This window comes from Pseudomonas ficuserectae, assembly GCF_024584585.1.
GTDB classification, from domain to species: Bacteria; Pseudomonadota; Gammaproteobacteria; order Pseudomonadales; family Pseudomonadaceae; genus Aquipseudomonas; species Aquipseudomonas amygdali.
Window position 1 is genome coordinate 2,345,662 of the sequence record NZ_CP085684.1, and the last position, 20,134, is coordinate 2,365,795.

4 protein-coding genes are annotated in these 20,134 nt (G+C 61.3%); 2 read left to right on the forward strand and 2 right to left on the reverse strand.

Annotated elements, in window-relative coordinates:
• The first annotated feature begins 11 nt into the window (after positions 1-11).
• Complete coding sequence (locus tag LJU29_RS10375) at positions 12-6,467, forward strand: non-ribosomal peptide synthetase (RefSeq protein WP_257112250.1); 6,456 nt, start codon at positions 12-14, stop codon at positions 6,465-6,467.
• A gap of 1 nt (position 6,468) precedes the next feature.
• Positions 6,469-15,096 (forward strand): non-ribosomal peptide synthetase, encoded by an 8,628-nt coding sequence (locus LJU29_RS10380; protein WP_257112252.1) that lies wholly within the window; start codon positions 6,469-6,471, stop codon positions 15,094-15,096.
• Between the two features lie 145 nt (positions 15,097-15,241).
• On the opposite strand, the gene LJU29_RS10385 is transcribed toward LJU29_RS10380, so the two are convergent.
• Positions 15,242-17,647 carry a TonB-dependent siderophore receptor gene (locus LJU29_RS10385; protein WP_005753272.1) on the reverse strand — a complete coding sequence of 802 codons (2,406 nt, stop codon included), beginning with the start codon at positions 17,645-17,647 and terminating at the stop codon, positions 15,242-15,244.
• A gap of 189 nt (positions 17,648-17,836) precedes the next feature.
• Positions 17,837-20,068, reverse strand: coding sequence for a TonB-dependent siderophore receptor (locus LJU29_RS10390; protein WP_257112254.1), 2,232 nt, complete (start codon positions 20,066-20,068; stop codon positions 17,837-17,839).
• Between the last annotated feature and the right edge of the window lie 66 nt (positions 20,069-20,134).

The window sequence follows — 20,134 nt, forward strand, 5'->3', positions numbered from 1 at the left end:
GAGAGACCCCAGTGCAACAGTTGCTTGACTCCGTTAAATCGCTGTCCGCCCGTGAACGCAAGGCGCTGGCGGTCCTGCTCAAGCGCCAGGGGGTGAATCTCTACGGGGTCACGCCGATCGCTGTAAGGGAGACGCAGGCCCCGTCTGCGCTCTCCTATGCGCAGCAGCGGCAATGGATCATCTGGCAACTGGAACCGCACAGCGCGGCCTACAACATTCCGCTGGCGCTGCGCCTGCATGGCGCGCTGGATGTCGAGGCATTACGGCGTAGCGTCGAACACCTGATCGAGCGTCACGAAACCCTGCGCACCACGTTTGAACAGCAGGGCGACGAGGCGTTGCAGGTGGTGCATCCGGCGTCGCCGTTTGCGCTAGACGTTGATCAACTGGCGGCTGGCGAAACGGTCGAGCGTTATGTCGATCAGGAAGTGCAACAGCCCTTCGATCTGCAACACGGGCCGCTGTTGCGGGTCAGGCTGCTCAAACTGAGCGAGCAGGAGCACGTACTGGTGCTGACCCAGCACCACATCGTCTCCGATGGCTGGTCGATGCCGATCATGGTCGACGAGCTGATGCAGTGCTATCAGGCCGCCACGCTGGGCCGCAAGGCCGAATTGACGCCGTTGCCGATTCAGTACGCCGACTATGCCCTCTGGCAGCGCAACTGGCTGGAAATGGGCGAGCAGGAACGCCAGCTTGCGTACTGGAAGCAACAACTGGGCGAGCAACAGCCGATTCTGGAACTGCCCACCGATCGACCGCGCCCGGCGCTGCGCAGCTACGAAGGAGCGCGATTGAATGTCGAGCTGGATGCCGCGCTGCTGAACGACCTCAAGACTCTGGCGCGGCAGCAGGGCATCACCCTGTTCATGCTGTTGCTGTCGTCGTTACAGACCTTGTTGCACCGCTACAGCGGTCAGGCCGATATACGCGTCGGCGTGCCCGTCGCCAACCGCACTCGCAGCGAAACCCAGGGGCTGATCGGTTTCTTCGTCAACACTCAGGTGCTCAAGGCCGACTTCGACACGCAAACCACCGTGGCCGGGTTGCTGCAACAGATCAAGCAGACTGCTGTCGAGGCCCAAGCCCATCAAGACCTGCCGTTCGAACAACTGGTCGAAGCCTTACAACCGCAGCGCGACTTGAGCCGCAGCCCACTGTTTCAGGTGGCCTACAACCACCAGAGCGAAGGCCACAACGAGGCCCGCGAACTGGCCGGTCTGCGCCTGGAATATCAGGTGTCCGACAAACACACGGCGCAGTTCGACCTGACCCTGGACACCTGCGAACGCCCGAACGGCCTGGCCGCTTCGTTGACCTACGCCACCGACCTGTTCGACGCCGCAATCATCGAGCGCATGGCCGGGCATTGGCGCAACTTGCTGAATGGCATGTGCCGCGACGCCAACCAGCGTATCGCTGATCTACTGCTGTTAAGCGTCGATGAGCGGCAAGACACTCTGCGCGACTGGAACCCTAACCTTGCGGTTTATCCAAGTGAATATTGCGCCCATCAACGTATCGAAACCCAGGCCGAGCGCACGCCGCTGGCCATCGCCCTGACTTTTGCTGGCGAGCAATTGAGCTATCAACAGCTCAACAGCCGCGCCAACCAACTGGCCCATAAACTGCGCGAGCAGGGCGTTGGCCCGGATGTTCGCGTGGGGCTGGCCGCTGAACGCAGTCTGGACATGATCGTAGGGATGCTGGCGATCCTCAAGGCCGGTGGCGCATACGTGCCACTGGACCCGGATTACCCGCAGGATCGCCTGAGCTTTCTGATGCACGACAGCGGCATCGAACTGTTGCTGACTCAAGCACATTTGCTTGGCCAGTTACCGATTCCTGCACATGTTCAGACACTGGATCTGGCGGATGCGCTGGACAGTTACAGCACGGAAAACCCGGTCAACCAGACCACGCCGGACAATCTGGCCTACGTGATCTACACCTCCGGCTCGACTGGCAAGCCGAAAGGCACCTTACTCGCCCATCACAACCTGATGCGCCTGTTTGCTGCCACGGACGAGTGGTTTGCTTTCAACGAAAAGGACGTGTGGACGCTGTTCCATTCCTTCGCCTTCGACTTCTCGGTGTGGGAGATTTTTGGCGCGCTGCTGCATGGCGGCCGACTGGTGATCGTGCCGCGTGAAGTGACCCGCTCGCCGGAAGAGTTTCATGCGCTGCTGATTGAACAGCAGGTCACGGTGCTTAACCAGACGCCGTCGGCGTTCAAGCAGTTGATGCGTGTGGCGTGTGATTCGCCCGTACCGATGTCACTGGAAAAAGTCATCTTCGGTGGCGAAGCGCTGGACGTGGCCAGCCTGAAACCGTGGTTCGACCGTTTCGGCGATCAGGCAGCGCAGCTAATCAACATGTACGGCATTACCGAAACCACGGTTCACGTGACCTACAGGCCAATAACCGAGGCCGACACGCGAAACCCGGCCAGCCCGATTGGCGAGGCGATCCCGGATTTGTCGTGGTACGTGCTGGACGCTGATTTCAACCCGGTCGCCCAGGGTTGCAGCGGTGAACTGCACATCGGCCATGCCGGTCTGGCGCGCGGTTATCACAATCGCGCGGCGCTGACTGCCGAACGCTTCGTGCCGGACCCGTTCTCCAGCGACGGCGGTCGCCTGTACCGCACCGGCGACCTGGCCCGTTATCGCGCTGCCGGAGTGATCGAATACGCCGGGCGTATCGACCATCAGGTGAAGATCCGTGGTTTCCGCATTGAACTGGGTGAAATCGAAGCGCGCCTGCAAGCGCACCCGACCGTGCGCGAAGTGATCGTGCTGGCCGTGGACGGGCAATTGGCCGCGTATCTAGTCCCAGCCGAGCCTGATCAGGATCAGCAAAGCCTGCGCGAAACCCTGAAGACCGAGCTCCGTGCGCATCTGCCGGATTATATGGTGCCGACGCATTTCATCGTCCTCGACAAGATGCCGCTGACCGCCAACGGCAAGCTGGACCGCAAAGCGCTTCCCGCGCCGGATGCCAGCCAGTTGCAGGCGACCTACATCGCCCCGCAAGGCGATCTGGAGCAACAACTGGCGGCGATCTGGGCCGATGTGTTGAAAGTCGAGCAGGTCGGGCGTAGCGACAACTTTTTTGAACTGGGCGGGCATTCGTTGCTAGCCACTCAGGTGATCTCGCGCATCCGTCAGCAACTGGACGTCGAACTGTCGTTGCGCGACCTGTTTGAGGCACGTGATCTGGCAGCCTTCGCCCAGGCGGCGGGCAACGGGCAGGGCAATGCTGCGCCACGCTTTATCAAGGCCGACCGCAGCCAGCCGCTGGGCTTGTCTTACGCGCAGCAGCGCCAGTGGTTTCTCTGGCAGCTTGATCCAGAAAGCACTGCTTACACCATTCCTGCGGCCCTGCGTCTGAGCGGCTCGCTGGACATTGCCGCGCTGGAGCACAGTTTCAGCGCATTGATTGCCCGCCACGAAACCCTGCGCACTACCTTCCGCCAGCAGGGCGAACAGGCTGTGCAGATCATCCATGCGCCGCGTGCCTTGACCCTGATGGTCGAGTCCGTGCCTGCCGGTCAAACCCTTGAAGCCTGCGTGCAGCAGGAAATGCAGCGCCCGTTCGATCTGGAAAAGGGCCCGCTGCTGCGCGTTCGCTTGCTGAACCTTGTTGCTGACGAACATGTGCTGATTCTGACCCAGCACCACATCGTTTCCGATGGCTGGTCGATGCCGATCATGGTCGATGAACTGGTGCGCCTGTACGAAGGCTACAGCCAGGGCCGTGAGGTGGTGTTGACCGCGCTGGATATGCAATACGCCGACTACGCGCTGTGGCAGCGCAACTGGATGGACGCCGGAGAACAGGCGCGGCAGCTGGATTACTGGAAGCAGCAACTGGGCGAACAGCAGCCGATTCTGGAATTGCCCGCCGATCATCCGCGCCCGGTCGTGCAAAGCCACGCCGGTGCGCGGCTGGCGGTCGAGCTGGCGCCAGCGTTGATCGACGACTTGAAACAGGTCGCGCGGCAACAGGGCGTCACACTGTTCATGCTGTTGCTGGCATCGTTCCAGACCTTGCTGCATCGCCACAGCGGCCAGCCGGACATTCGTGTCGGCGTGCCGATTGCCAACCGCACCCGCGCGGAAACCGAAGGCCTGATCGGTTTCTTCGTCAACACCCAGGTGCTGCGCGCCGAATTCGACCTGCACACCACGTTCAGCGAGCTGCTGCAGCAGGTCAAACAGGCGGCCCTGCAAGCTCAAGCGCATCAGGAACTGCCGTTCGAACAGCTGGTCGAGGCCTTGCAACCTCAACGCAGCCTCAGCCACAGCCCGCTGTTCCAGGTGATGTTCAATCACCAGAGCCAGGTCAGCGCCGAGGTGCGCGCACTGCCCGGTTTGCAGGTCGAAGCGCTGATTTCCGAGAGCTATCCGGCGCAGTTCGACCTGACCCTCAACACCGCCGAACACGATGGCGGTTTGAGCGCGGGCCTGACCTATGCCACCGCGCTGTTCGAGCGCAGCACCATCGAGCGCATGGCCGGGCACTGGCTCGCGCTGTTGCAGGGCATTTGCGCCAATGCGGGTCAGCGCATCGCTGAAGTGCCGATGCTTGACGCTGCCGAACAGCAGCAGATTGTTCGCGACTGGAACGCCACGGCTGCCGATTTCCCTGGTGAGCACTGTCTACACAGCCTGATCGAGGCGCAGGTGCTGGCCACGCCAGACGCTCCGGCGCTGATTTTTGCGGCTGAACAACTTAGCTATGCGCAACTTAACGCCCGCGCTAATCAGCTTGCCCATCGCTTGCGTGAGGCGGGTGTTGGCCCGGATGTGCTGGTGGGGATTTGTGTCGAGCGCAGCCTCGAGCTGGTTATCGGCCTGTTGGCGATCATCAAGGCTGGTGGCGCTTATGTGCCGCTGGACCCGGATTACCCCGAGGACCGTCTGGCTTACATGATGCAGGACAGCGGTGTCGGTTTGCTGTTGACTCAGAGTGCGCTGCTACAGCGCCTGCCGGTTCAAGTACAGAGCCTTTGTCTGGATCAGGAGGGCGATTGGCTGGCCGGTTACAGCACTGCCAACCCGGAAAACCTCAGCCATCCGCTGAATCTGGCGTATGTGATTTACACCTCGGGTTCAACCGGCAAGCCCAAGGGCGCGGGCAATAGCCATCGCGCCCTGGTTAACCGTTTGCACTGGATGCAGAAGGCCTACGGGCTGGATGGCAGCGATACGGTATTGCAGAAAACCCCGTTCAGTTTCGATGTCTCGGTGTGGGAATTCTTCTGGCCGCTGCTGACCGGAGCACGTTTGGCCGTGGCGTTGCCGGGCGATCATCGCGACCCTGAGCGGCTGGTGCAGACCATCCGCGAACATCAGGTCACGACGCTGCACTTTGTCCCGTCGATGCTCCAGGCGTTTCTGACTCATCCGCAGGTAGAAGGCTGTAACAGCCTGCGTCGTGTGGTGTGCAGCGGCGAAGCACTGCCTGCCGAACTGGCCGGTCAGGTGCTCAAGCGTCTCCCGCAGACGGGTTTGTTCAACCTGTACGGCCCGACCGAAGCGGCTATCGACGTGACGCATTGGACCTGCACCAAAGACGACGTGCTCAGCGTGCCGATTGGTCGACCTATCGATAACCTGAAAACCCATATCCTCGACGACGGATTGCTGCCTGCCGCGCAGGGCGTCTCGGCAGAGCTGTACCTGGGCGGTATCGGTCTGGCGCGGGGTTATCACAATCGCGCTGCGCTGACGGCTGAACGCTTTGTGCCGGACCCCTTCGACGAGCAGGGCGGGCGTCTTTACCGGACCGGGGATCTGGCGCGTTATCGCGATGAAGGCGTTATCGAATACGCCGGGCGTATCGACCATCAGGTGAAAATTCGCGGCCTGCGTATCGAGCTGGGCGAGATCGAAGCCAGCCTGCTGGAGCACGGCAGCGTTCAGGAAGCGGTGGTCATCGACGTTGACGGCCCATCCGGCAAGCAGCTGGCAGCCTATCTGGTGGCTGAGCACAGCGGCGATCACCTGCGTGATGCACTCAAGGCGTATCTCAAGGAAACACTGCCCGATTACATGGTGCCGACCCACTTCGTCTGGCTGGCAAGCATGCCGCTGAGCGCCAACGGCAAGCTGGATCGCAAAGCCCTGCCGACACCGGACGCCAGCCAGTTGCAGCGCCAGTACGTTGCGCCGTCGACTGAACAGGAGCAGCAAATGGCTGCGATCTGGGCCGACGTGCTGAAAGTCGAGCGCGTCGGGTTGAGCGACGATTTCTTCGAACTGGGCGGCCATTCGCTGCTGGCCACACAACTGATTTCCAGAATTCACACGGGCCTGGGGATCGACATCCCGCTGCGCCTGATTTTCGAGAAACCGCAATTGAACGAATTTATTCAGGCTTTCGCCAGCAGCGGTTTGTCGCTGACCGAGGACGGCTTGTCCGATATTGAAAAAATGATGAATGAAATGGCAGGTATCTGACATGGACAAGTCTGCAGCAGAGCGTATCGCCCAGCGTTTCGTCGGTTTGCCTGTCGAACAGCGCCGCCAGATTCTGAACAAGATGCACGAGACCGGGCAGAGCTTCAAACTGCTGCCCATCGCTGTAACCCGGCATGATGTAGCGCGTATCCCGCTGTCCTACGCCCAGCAGCGCATGCTGTTTCTCTGGCAGATGGAGCCGGGCAACGCCGCGTACAACGTGCCTATGGCAGTGCGTCTGAATGGCGCGCTGGACCGGCAGGCATTGAGTACAGCGCTGGACAATCTGGTGCAGCGCCACGAAACCCTGCGCACCCGGTTTGTTTCCGAGGACGGCGCGTTCTATCAGGAGATTCTTCAGCAGGCGACCGTTGCCCTTGAGTTTGCCTCGGTTGCGCCAGCCGACATCGAAAACCAGGTGCGCGCCGAGCTGCAAAAGCCCTTCGATTTGCTCAGCGGTACATTACTGCGGGTCAGGCTGTTTCAATTGGCTGAAACCGAGCACGTCCTGACCGTGTGCATGCATCACATCGTCTCCGATGGCTGGTCCGGCGAAGTGCTGATTCGTGAGTTTGTGCAGTTGTATCAGGCACAACTCTCCGGGCAGCCAGCGCAATTGCCTGCGTTGGCGGTTCAATACGCCGACTACGCGATCTGGCAGCGCGCGTGGCTGGAAGCCGGGGAGGGCGAGCGTCAGTTGAACTACTGGAAACAGCAGTTGGGCACAGAGCATCCGCTATTGAGCCTGCCGCTGGATCATCCGCGACCGCTGCAACCGAGCCAGCGTGGCGCGACGGTGCGCGTCGATGTGCCGGAACAATTGTCCGCGCAACTGAAAAGCCTGGCGCGTAACAGTGGCCAGACCTTGTTCATGCTGACTCTGGCGGCACTGTCGGTGGTGCTGTCGCGTTTCAGTGGTCAGGCCGACATTCGCATTGGTGCGCCCAACGCCGGGCGCACCCGCAGCGAGCTGGAAGGCCTGATCGGCTTCTTCATCAACACTCAGGTTCTGCGTGTGCAGGTGGATGAACAGCAGAGCTTTGCGCAGTTGCTGGATCAGGTGAAACAGGTCGTGACCGGTGCCCAGTCGCATCAGGAGCTGCCCTTTGAACATCTGGTGGACGCGCTGGCACCCGAGCGTAATCTGGGCCACAACCCGTTGTTCCAGTTCAAGATCAATCAGCACGTGCTGGCGGCCGAAGACAGCGGGCAACGTGTGTCGGGCCTGACTGTCGATGAGTTTCCGATTGGCAGCAGCGATGCACGCTTTGATCTGGCCTTCGACTTCACCGACACGCCGGGCGGCATACGCGGTTATTTCACTTACGCCACCGACCTGTTCGAGCCATTGACCATCGAGCGCATGGCCGAGGCGCTACGCGCTGTACTGCAAGCGCTGGTCGCAGACACCGACCAGCGACTTGCCGATCAGCCGCAAACGGTGTCGCTGCCGATTGCTGAACAGACCGCCGATTTTGCCTGCGGCGACTTCCTCAGCCTGTGGCAACAGGGCCTGCGTATCGGCCGTGGCAAGACCGCGTTGCGCGTTGGTCAGCAAGTGTTGAGCTTTGACGAACTTGAACAACGCAGTAACCAGTTCGCCCGCTACCTGCATGCGCAGGGCATCAAACCGGGCATGACCATTGCGCTGTGCCTGGACCGCTCTGTGGAATGGGTGGTCAGCCTGCTGGCGGTGCTTAAACTCGGTGCCGTTTACCTGCCGCTGGACAGCGCACAGCCCGCCGAGCGTTTGCAGAAACTGGCTCGTGACAGCGGCGCGGAGTTGTTGATTCACGCGTCCGGCGACGACAAGGCCGCGCAACTGGGTGTGTGCCCGGTGCTGGCCTTCGATGCTGCGCTATGGTCCGAGGTGGATGGCAGTACGCTTAATGTGCGTGTCATCGCCGAACAACCGGCGTACATCATCTACACCTCCGGCTCCACCGGGCAGCCGAAGGGCGTGGTGATCAGCCACGGCGCGCTGGCCAACTACGTGCAGGGCGTGCTTGAGCGCCTGTCGCTGGATGACGGGGCGAGCATGGCGATGGTGTCGACTGTCGCCGCAGATTTGGGCCATACCTTGCTGTTTGGTGCGCTGGCGTCTGGGCGCCCGCTGCATCTGCTTTCCCACGAGCAAGCGTTCGACCCTGATGGCTTCGCCCGTTACATGGCCGAGCATCAGGTTGCAGTGCTGAAAATCGTACCCAGCCATTTGCAGGGGCTGCTGCAAGCCGCCAACCCGACCGACGTGCTGCCGGGCCAATTGCTGATTCTGGGTGGCGAGGCCAGTTCCTGGGCGTTGATCGAGCAAATCCGCGCGCTCAAACCGGGCTGCCGGATCGTCAACCACTACGGCCCGACGGAAACCACGGTCGGCATCCTCACCCATGAAGTCGCCGAGCGCGTTGACGCTTGCCGCAGTGTGCCGGTCGGTCAACCACTGGCCAATGGCAAAGCGCGGGTGCTGGACGCCTATCTCAACCCGGTTGCCGAGCGTGTGGCTGGCGAGCTGTATCTGGGCGGTCGCGGTCTGGCGCAGGGCTATCTGGGCCGTGCGGCGATGACCGCCGAACGCTTCGTGCCGGACCCGCACGCCGAGGGTCAGCGCCTGTACCGGGCAGGCGACCGTGCGCGCTGGGTGGACGGCGTGCTGGAGTATCTGGGGCGCGCGGATGATCAGGTGAAAATCCGCGGTTACCGGGTCGAGCCGGGGGAAGTCGGCCAGTTGCTGCAAACCCTGGAAAACGTCGCCGAAGCCGTGGTGCTGGCGCAGCCGCTGGAAAGCGACGAAACACGCCTGCAACTGGTGGCGTACTGCGTTGCGGCGGCCGGTGCGAGCCTCAGTGTCGACAGCCTGCGCGAGCAACTGGCTGCGCGCTTGCCCGAATACCTGGTGCCCGCGCAGATCATGCTGCTGGACAGGCTGCCCGTGACCGCCAACGGCAAGCTCGACAAGCGCGCCTTGCCTAAACCCGGCGCGGTCAAACAGCGCTACACCGCGCCGGTCGGCGAGATCGAGGAAAAGCTCGCCGCCGTGTGGGCGGACGTATTGAAACTGGAGCAGGTCGGCAGCACCGACAACTTCTTCGAACTGGGCGGCGACTCGATTCTCAGCCTGCAGATCATCGCTCGCGCCAAGCGCCAGGGCATCAAGCTCAGCCCCAAGCAGTTGTTCGAAAAGCAGACCATCAGCCAGTTGGCCTCGGTGGCAAAACTGATCCAGAAAAAACCAACTGCCGCGGTCGAACAGGTTAGTGGCTCGTTGCCGTTGCTGCCGATTCAGGCACGTTTTTTTGAACAGGATATCCCAGAGCGTCAGCACTGGAATCAGGCGCTGATGCTCAAGCCCCTGCAAACGCTGGATGCAATCCACCTTCAAGCTGCAATGACCGCGCTGATCGAACAGCACGACGCGCTGCGCCTGGGTTTTGCTCAGCAAGACGGCCAATGGCGAGCCACGTTCGGTGCGCTGAACACTCGCGACCTGCTCTGGACCCACGAACTGGACAGTGCCGAGCGCTTGCCTGAACTGGCCGATGAAGCACAACGCAGTCTCGACCTGAAAAACGGCCCGTTGCTGCGTGCGGTGCTGATCGACTTGCCGCAGGGCGAGCAGCGTTTGTTGCTGGTGATCCATCACTTGGTGGTGGATGGCGTGTCGTGGCGGGTGCTGCTGGAAGACCTACAGCAGGCGTATGTCGCCATCGCAACAGGCCAGCCATTGGCGCTGGCGACGAAAACCAGCTCGCTGCAAAGCTGGGCCGAGCACTTGCAGGCCTACGCGCAAAGCCCTGCGTTGACGCAGGAACTGGATTATTGGCAGACGCAGTTGCAGGACGTCAGCGACGCCTTGCCCTGCGATCACCCGTACGGCGGTCAGCAACAGAAGCACGCGCTGTCGGTGGTCACGCAACTGAATGGCGAGCAGACCCGGCAACTGCTGCAAGACGCTCCGGCGGCTTATCGCACGCAGATCAACGACCTGCTGCTGACCGCGCTGGCGCGGGTGGTCAGTCGCTGGACCGCGCAGCCGCATGCCCTGATTCGTCTGGAAGGGCATGGCCGCGAAGACCTCTTCGACACACTGGACATCACCCGTACGGTCGGCTGGTTCAGCAACCTGTACCCGGTCCGGCTCACGCCGCAGGCCACGTTGGCCGATTCGCTCATGACCATCAAGGAACAGCTGCGCGCAGTGCCCGACAAGGGCATCGGTTACGGCACCCTGCGTTATCTGGGCAGTGAATCGGCGCGGCAGACCCTGCAAGCGTTGCCGCTGGGCAGTATCGTGTTCAATTACCTCGGGCAGTTCGACGGCAGCTTCGACGCACAAGGCGCGTTGTTCACGCCCTCGGCCGAGAGCAGCGGCGCGTCGCACAGCGCCGATGCACCGTTGGCTGCGCCGCTCAGCATCAATGGCCAGGTGTATGGCGGCGAATTGCGCCTGAGCTGGACCTTCAGCGGTGCGGTATTTGAACGCGACACCGTGCAGCGGCTGGCCGACGAATATGCGGTTGAACTGCAACAATTGATTGCGCATTGCACCACTGACGGCGTGGCTGGGGTAACTCCGTCGGACTTCCCGCTGGCACGCCTGAGCCAGTCGCAGTTGAGCAGTTTGCCAATCCCTGCGGCGCAGATCGAAGACATCTACCCGCTAGCACCGATGCAGCAGGGCATGCTGTTCCACACCCTATTCGAGCAGGACGCGGGCAATTACATCAACCAGATGCGCGTCGAGGTCAGTGGCCTGGACGTGCCGCGTTTCCGTGCCGCCTGGCAGACCACGCTGGATGCCCATGAAGTACTGCGCAGCGGCTTTGTCAGCCATCTTGAGCAGTCGCTGCAAGTGGTGTTGCGCAATGTCAGCATGCCGTTTGTCGAACTGGATGCTCGTGCGCAATCAGGCGAATGGATCGACGATTGGGCGAATGCCGATCGCCAGCAGGGCTTCGACCTGGCTCGGGGGCCACTTCTGCGCCTGGCCGTATTGCGCACTGGCGAGCAGACGCATCAACTGATCTACACCAGCCATCACATTCTCATGGATGGCTGGAGCAGCTCGCGCCTGCTGGGCGAGGTGCTGCAACGCTACAGCGGCCAGACGCTGTCGAGGCAAGTCAGTCGTTATCGCGACTATATCGAATGGCTGCAACGCCAGGATGCTGCGCTCAGTGAACGTTTCTGGACCGGCCAGCTTGCCGAACTGGACGAGCCGACCCGGCTGGTTCAGGCCTTCAAAGCGTCCGGGAGCGAGCAGGGGCATGGCGATTACCTGCAACTGATCGATGCCGATGGCACCCGCCAGTTGAACGAGTTTGCCCGCGAGCAGCGCGTCACCCTCAACACGCTGGTGCAATCGGCCTGGCTGCTGGTGCTGCAACGCTACACGGGGCAGTCCAGCGTGACCTTCGGCGCAACCGTGGCCGGGCGTCCGGCTGACCTGCCGGGTGTTGAGGAGCAACTGGGGCTGTTCATCAACACCTTGCCGGTAATCGCCAGCCCGCGCCCGGAACAGCGGGTGGCGGACTGGGTCCAGCAAGTGCAGGCGAAGAACATCGCCCTGCGTGAGCATGAACACACACCGTTGTACGAGATTCAACGCTGGGCACGCAGCGCTGGCGAGGCGCTGTTCGACAACATTCTGGTGTTCGAAAACTACCCGGTGTCCGAAGCGCTGCAACAGTCCGCGCCGCAGGGGCTGGTGTTCGGCGGCCTGCACACCCAGGAGCAGACTCATTACCCGCTGACTCTGGTGGTCAATCTGGGCGAAACCCTGTCGATGCGCTTCAGCTATGCCCGCCAGCATTTCAGCGAGCAGCACATGGCGCAGTTGTCGGCGCATCTGAGGCAGGTTTTGCAGGCATTGGTGCGTGATCCGCAGGCGGCGATTGGTGAGCTGGCGCTGTTGGATGATCACGAACAGCAGCAGATTGTTCGCGACTGGAACGCCACGGCTGCCGATTTCCCTGGTGAGCACTGCCTGCACAGCCTGATCGAAGCCCAGGTACAGGCTACGCCGGACGCTCCGGCACTGATTTTTGCGGCAGAACAACTTAGCTACGCGCAGCTCAATGCCCGCGCCAACCAGCTTGCCCATCGCTTGCGTGAAGCGGGTGTCGGCCCGGACGTGCTGGTGGGGATTTGTGTCGAGCGCAGCGTGGAGCTGGTCATCGGCCTGCTGGCGATCATCAAGGCCGGTGGCGCTTACGTGCCGCTGGACCCGGATTACCCCGAGGACCGTCTGGCTTACATGATGCAGGACAGCGGTATCGGTTTGCTGCTGACCCAGAGCGCGCTGTTACAGCGCCTGCCGGTTCCTGCGAAAGTACAAAGTCTATGCCTGGATCAGGACGGCGACTGGCTGGCCGGATACAGCACTGCGAACCCGATCAACCTCAGCCATCCGCTGAATCTTGCGTATGTGATTTACACCTCCGGCTCGACCGGCAAGCCCAAGGGCGCCGGCAACAGCCATCGCGCCCTGGTCAACCGTTTGCACTGGATGCAGAAGGCCTACGGGCTGGATGGCAGCGATACGGTATTGCAGAAAACCCCGTTCAGCTTCGACGTGTCGGTCTGGGAATTCTTCTGGCCGCTCATGACCGGAGCACGTTTGGCCGTGTCGTTGCCGGGCGATCATCGCGACCCTGAGCGGCTGGTGCAGACCATCCGCGAACATCAGGTCACGACACTGCACTTTGTCCCGTCGATGCTCCAGGCGTTTCTCACCCATCCTCAGGTGGAAAGCTGTAACAGCTTGCGTCGTGTGGTGTGCAGCGGCGAAGCACTGCCTGCCGAACTGGCCGGTCAGGTGCTCAAGCGTCTGCCGCAGACGGGTTTGTTCAACCTGTACGGCCCGACCGAAGCGGCTATCGACGTCACCCACTGGACCTGCACCCCGGACGACGCGCTCAGCGTGCCGATTGGTCGACCCATCGATAACCTGAAAATTCACATTCTGGATGACGGCTTGCTGCCTGCCGCGCAAGGCGTTGCGGCAGAGCTGTATCTGGGTGGCGTTGGTCTGGCGCGGGGTTATCACAACCGTGCAGCGCTGACGGCTGAACGCTTTGTGCCGGACCCCTTCGACGAGCAGGGCGGGCGTCTTTACCGGACCGGGGATCTGGCGCGTTATCGCGATGAAGGCGTTATCGAATACGCCGGGCGTATCGACCATCAGGTGAAGATTCGCGGGCTGCGTATCGAGCTGGGCGAGATCGAAGCGCGTCTGCATGAGCATGCCGGTGTGCGAGAAGCCAATGTAATCGATATTGACGGGCCTTCCGGCAAGCAGCTGGTGGCGTATCTGGTGCGCACTGATGCTGCTCAGGACTCGGACGCTCTGCGCGAAACCCTGAAAACGCACCTTAAGGCTCACGTCCCGGATTACATGGTGCCGACATACTTTGTCTTCATTGATGTGATGCCGCTGACCGCCAACGGTAAGCTGGATCGCCGGGCACTGCCCAAACCGGACGTGGCTCGTTCACAGCAAGGCCACGTCGCACCACGTACGGAATTCGAGCAACGTCTTGCCGCGTTGTGGGAGCAGGTGCTGCAGGTCGAACGGGTAGGGCTCAACGACAACTTCTTCGCCTTGGGCGGCCACTCGCTGCTGGCGGTTTCGCTGGCAGGCAGGATTCGCGAGACGTTTGATGTCTCCATCAAACTGCATGATTTCCTGTTGATGCAGACCCTCGGTGAGCTGGCCGATTTCATGCGTACCAATGAGGCTAAGGTCAAATCGGCGGTCATCGTCATGAACGCCAATCGATCGGACAATGCGCCGTTGTTCTGCCTGCCACCGGGCGGTGGCGGCACCTACTCGTATTACCCGCTGGCTGGCCAATTGAGCGACAGCCGACCGGTTTACGGGCTGGTCAACAAGGCTTACGTGGTGCCGGGCTGGTTTGATACGTCGTGGCAGGAAATGGTCGATTACTACGTCAAGCAAATCCGTATGACTCAATCGCACGGGCCTTACAACCTGCTGGGCTGGTCGATGGGCGGCGCGTTGGCCATCGAGGTGGCGCATGTACTTGAGCGTGAGGGCGACACGGTGAGCTTTCTCGGGCTGGTGGACACCCAGTTGCCTGCCTCGGTCGGGATGGAGTGGGTCGAAGAAGCGCCGGAAGTCACCACGCAAAAACAGGGCGAAAACTACTACCGCAGCCTGATCAAAAGCTTGCAGGCGTTTGTGCCGGGCTTGCAGGAAGCGTCGATTGTGGGGCTTATCGAAACCGCCCGGCAGTCGCTGTCCAGCGAGGGCGAGGTGATTGACTGGGTGGTCGACCATGTCGCGCTGGAGGCCGGCATGAACGCCGACAACCTGCGCAGCATATTCCAGGACATCGCCGTGCAGGACGAGATCGAAACCGGTTACAAACTACTGGAAGCCAACGCACAACTGAGCCAGGCATTTACCCTGAAAACGCTTAACGTACAGGCCGATTGCTGGTGGGCCGGGCAGAGCCGTGCGCCAGGGCAGATTGCCCGGGCTGAAGCGGTGCTGCTCGAACAGTGCTCGGTCAACGGGCTGCGCAGCTCGACAACGGTTGATCAGCGGCATGACAACGTGGTGCTCGCGGAAGTGTTTCTGCAGGGGCTTGCCGAGCGGCTTGTGTGACGCAGAGCGTCACGAACGGCATTCCCACGCGGAGCTTGCGGAACGATAGGTGTCTGGTCCGGCGACTATCGTGCGGCGCTCTGCGTCGCATGCAGTTCTGGACGCTCTGCGTCCGGTCTTGATTGTAAGGCGCGAGCCCGGGCTTCTAAAAATCGCCGCGCAACGTCAGGACGTAGTTGCGCGGGTCGCCGTAGTAGTTGCCGCGGTCGATGTCGCCGGTTGCCTTGTAGTATTTGCGATCCAGCAGGTTGTTGCCGTTGAGGGCCACCGACCAGTGTTCGTCGATCTTCCATGAGGCGCGTGCGTCCCAGATGGCGCTGCCAGGGTTGTCGATGGGCTGGGTCGACTCGTGCTCCGAGTAGCCGCTTTGCGCCGACACACCGCCGCCGACGGTCAGTCGACGCCAGGTGCCGGGCAGGTTGTAGCTGCTGGACAAGCGCAGCATGTGCCGGGGTGTTTCTGCTGAAATCGATTTCCCGTCGCTGCCGCGCGTGAGGTTGAAGGTGTAACCGGCCAGGGTCTGCAAGCCCGGTAACGGTTCACCGCTGATCTCCATGTCGATACCCTTGCTGCGCCGGATGTCGCCATTCACATAGCAGGTGCCGTAAGCGTCGTTGCTCAGGCACTGGCCCGCATTGGCATCGTCCTCGACCGCTACGTCTTTCTGTTTCACATAGAACAGCGCAAAAGACACGTTCAGACGCTTGTCGAACAACTCGCCCTTGATGCCGGTTTCATGGCTGGCACCGATGGCCGGGTCAAGAAATGCGCCGGATGCCGTTCTATAACCGCTTTGCGGCAGGAAGATATCGGTGTAGCTGGCGTACCACGACCAGTCTCGGTTCAGGTCGTAGATCACGCCAACGAACGGCGTGACCTGGTTTTCCTCTTGAGCGCGAGTAGTCACGCCTGCGGACTGGCTCTGATAGTCATACCAGCTGACCCGGCCGCCCATGACCAGGCTCAACGACTGGGTCAGGCTCAGGCGCAGGTTGCTGTAAACGCCATAACGCTTATCGCTGTAGTCGGTGCTGCGCCAGGCCGGACGCGCAGGTTCAGCAATCGCGTCGTGATCGGGATTGAAGATGTCCAGCGACCGATTGCTGTTGACGGTGGCATAGCGCGAATCACGTTTTTGCTCAGACCAGTTGCCGCCGATGGTCAACTGGTGGGTCAGGCCAAAGGCGTCGAAACGACCGTCCAGATGGCTGTCGAAACCGTCGCTTTGCAGCGTGTCCGAGCGAAACAGGGTTCTGACCAGTCGTGAACCGCTCTGGGTCGCAGGGTCTATGGCGCCTTGTGCGTAGGCGACTTTCTGATCGAAAGCCCCATCGGAGTGAGTGGCAGACAGTGTGCCGCTCCAGTTTTCGTCAAAGCGGGTTTCCAGTTCGCTGAACACTTCGTCGGTGCGGGTCTGATGACGGTTCCAGTCCTGGGCCAAGGAGGTGGAACGCGGCAGATCAATCGCTTTGCCGTTGCTGTAGCGGGGCAGGCCGAAAATCGAATAGCCGTGGGTATCCGCGCTCTGATGGCGCAGGCCCAGCGTGAGCGTGGTGTCTTCGCTCAGGTCGGTTTCCAGAATGCCGTACAACAGCGGCGCAGTCTTCTTCAGGCCGTCGATGAAGTATCCACGGTCTTCGTAAGACGTGACAAAACGCCCGCGCACGCTGCCCGAGTCGTTGAGCTTGCTGCTGCCATCCAGATCGACCCGGTACTGGTCCCAACTGCCGGCGTGGGTGGTGATCGAGAACTGCGGTAAGGCGGTCGGCCGCTTGCGCACCAGATTGACCGCGCCACCGGGATTGCCCGCGCCGATCAGCAGCCCAGCCGCACCGCGCAGCACTTCGACACGGTCGTAGATCTCCATGTCCGGGGTCATCCAGCCGGTCACGCTGTAACCCTGACCGGCCACGCCATCGATGGTGTAGCTCTCGTCTTCCAGCGCGAAGCCCCGCGAGCTGAACACATGAGAGCCAAAGTTGCGTTGCGAAAAGGTGATGCCAGGCGTCTGCGCCATCACCTCGTCGAGGCCGTTGAGGTTTTTGTCGCTCATCAACTGACGGGTCATGACCGTGACCGATTGCGGGGTTTCGCGCAGCGATTGTGACGTCTTGTTGATGCTCACGCCGGTCGCCGCATACGAGCCGCTGCCCTCGGTGGTGATACCGAACGGGTCGCCCTTGATCGCCACCGGCCCAAGGTTCATGGGTTGCGCGGACGCCGCGCTGCCGAGGGTCAGCGTATCGGCTTCGAGGTTGTGCGTTACGCCAGCCTGTTTCAGCAGATCCGCGACCGCCTGTTCAGGCGTCAACCTGCCCTGCACCGGGCTGCTGAATTTGCCGTTCACATCATCGGGGTTGTAAAGAATTTGCAGGTCGCCCTGGCGCCCCAGCTCTTTAAGGGCGCTGTTCAAGGATTGTGCGGGGATATCGAAGTCGAACTCTTCAGCCAGTGCCTCGCCCTGAAAAGCCAATGCCAGCACCAGCCCGCCCAGACGCAAGCCAAGCGTTTTCACGCGGCCTGTGCGCAGACGGCTGAAGGGTGTTGGCATGGGAAGGATGGCTCATTGAAATCGAGGGTGCAGGATAAATGCAAATCCCTGTGGGGGCGAACTTGTTCGCGAAGACGGTCGTTCAGACAATGCATTTTCGGAGAACATACTGACTTCTTCGCGAACAAACGAAGCGTCGCCCGGCTCGCTCCCACGGCCTTCGGCCAGAATCAAAAGCCTGGACTCAGATCAGAAATCCCCCCGCAAGGTCAGGACATAGCTGCGCGGTTCGCCGTAGACGTTGGAGCGGTCGGTGGCGATCGAGGTGCTGTAATACTTGCGGTCGAAAAGGTTTTCGGCGTTGAGCGACACCTTCCAGTTCTCGTCCAGTTTCCACGAGGCTCGCGCATCCCAGATGGCCTTGCCAGAAACGCCCAGCTGTTTGTTGGACGGCACTTCATAGCCCGAATCTGCCGACACGCCGGTGCCCAGGGTCAGGCGGTTCCATGCGCCCGGCAGGTTGTAGCTGGTGTTGAGGCGCAGCATGTGTTTCGGTGTTTCGTAGGCTACATCTGCATCGCCATTGTTACGCAGCATGTTGAAGGTATAGCCGCCGAATACCTGCAGGCCTGGCAACACTTCACCGCTGGCTTCGACGTCGACACCCTTGCTGAGGCTGATGCCGTCTTGCAGGTAGCAGGAGCCGTCGGAGCTGGTCGGGCAGGTCTGAGTAGTGTTCACGTCCAGCGCGGCGACATCTTTCTGTTTGATGTAGAACAGCGCCATCGACAGGTTCATGCGCTTGTCGAACAGTTCACCCTTGAAGCCCGTTTCGTAGTTGGAACCAATGGCCGGGTCCAGCGGCGAGCCGCCTGCGGTTACGTAGTTGGCTTGTGGTGTGAAGATGTCGGCATAGCTGGCGTACCACGACCAGTTGTCGTTGATGTCGTAGATCAGGCCGGCGAACGGGGTGAATTCCTGAGTCTGCTTGGATTCGTAACTGTTGGCCGCACCGGTTTTGACGTCGTACTTGTAGTCATACCAGCTCAGGCGGCTGCCCAGAACCACGCTCAACGGCTCGCTCAGGTGAATACGCGTGTTGGCGTACAGGCCTGCGCGTTCTTCGGTGGCGTCGATGTCGGTGGTCCAGGCCGGACGAACCGGTTTGGCGAAAGCGCTCTGGTCGACATCAAAGACGTTGACTGCGGTGCGTCTCGTCACGGTCGCCTGATGCGTGTTGGCGTCCTGTTTTGACCAGTCAGCCCCCAGGGTTACCTGATGATCAAGGCCGAACGCGTTGAAGTTACCTTCCAGTTGACTGTTCAGACCGACGCTGTCGACCTCGTCCTTGCGAAACAGTGTGCCCTGAAAATTGGAGCCCGTCAGCGTCGTTGGGTTTACTGCGCCTCGTGCGTAGGCAATGTTCTGATCAAAACCGCCCTGCGAGTAAGTAAGCGACGTGCGGCTGGTCCAGTCCTCATTGAAGCGATGCGCGACTTCGGTAAAGACCTCGGTCATGTCGCTTTCAAGACGGTTCCACTTCTGCGCCAGATTGGTCGAGCGCGACAGGCCCAGCGACTGGCCGTTGCTGTAGCGCGGCAGGCCGTAGATCGAGTATCCATTGATGACCTGTTCCTGGCGACGCAGGCTCATGGTCAGCGTGGTGTCATCGCTCAGGTCGGCTTCGACGATGCCGTACAGCAGCGGGGTGCGGCTGTCGCGCCCATCCAGGTACGAACCGCTGTCATCGTAAGCCGCGACCATGCGCCCGCGCAGCGTACCCGAATCGTTGAGCTTGCCGCTGCCATCCAGATCGACGCGGTACTGATCCCACGAACCTGCGCGAGTGGTGATCGAAAATTTGTTGTCGGCGGTCGGGCGTTTGCGCACCAGATTGACCGCGCCACCGGGCTGACCGGCACCTACCAGCAGGCCAGACGCGCCGCGCAATACCTCCACACGGTCATAGATGGCCATGTCCGGCTGCATCCAGCCGGTGATCTGATAGCCCTGGCCGCCAATGCCGTCGACCAGAAAGCTCTCCGCCAGCAGCGAGAAGCCGCGCGAGGTATACACGTGACCGCCGAAGTTACGGTACTGGAAGGTGATCCCCGGAGTGTCTTCCAGAACCTTGCTCAGGCTGTTGAGGTTGTTGTCATCCATGACTTGCCGAGTCACCACGCTCACAGACTGCGGTGTTTCACGCAGCGACTGTGGCGCGCCCTTGCCGATACTTACCGCGCCGGTGGTGTAAGAGCCAGTGCCGTCAGTGGTGGTGCCCAGGTACTGCGAGTCGATCGCGGTCGGGGCCAGGTTGACCGTGCCCGTGGTGGTCGAACCGTCTGCGGCGGTTTCCTGTGCCTGGCTGGCCACCGGCATACAGAGCGCAAGGCCCATGGCCGCCATGGATGGCCGGGAGCGGAACATCTGACTGAGCATCAACGCTTTGCTGAGCGGGGTAAGTCGTGACGGGTTGTGCATGAATTGGCTCTTTCCAGTGGGTATCGGCAAGGAGATTGAGAGCGTTGTTCAGGTCTGCGCAGTCGG

Excerpts from the sequence above, each read along its gene's own strand:
- LJU29_RS10385 (WP_005753272.1), bottom strand. The coding sequence starts at position 17,647 with ATGCCAACACCCTTCAGCCGTCTGCGCACAGGCCGCGTGAAAACGCTT.
- LJU29_RS10390 (WP_257112254.1), bottom strand. The coding sequence starts at position 20,068 with ATGCACAACCCGTCACGACTTACCCCGCTCAGCAAAGCGTTGATGCTC.
- LJU29_RS10380 (WP_257112252.1), top strand. The coding sequence starts at position 6,469 with ATGGACAAGTCTGCAGCAGAGCGTATCGCCCAGCGTTTCGTCGGTTTG.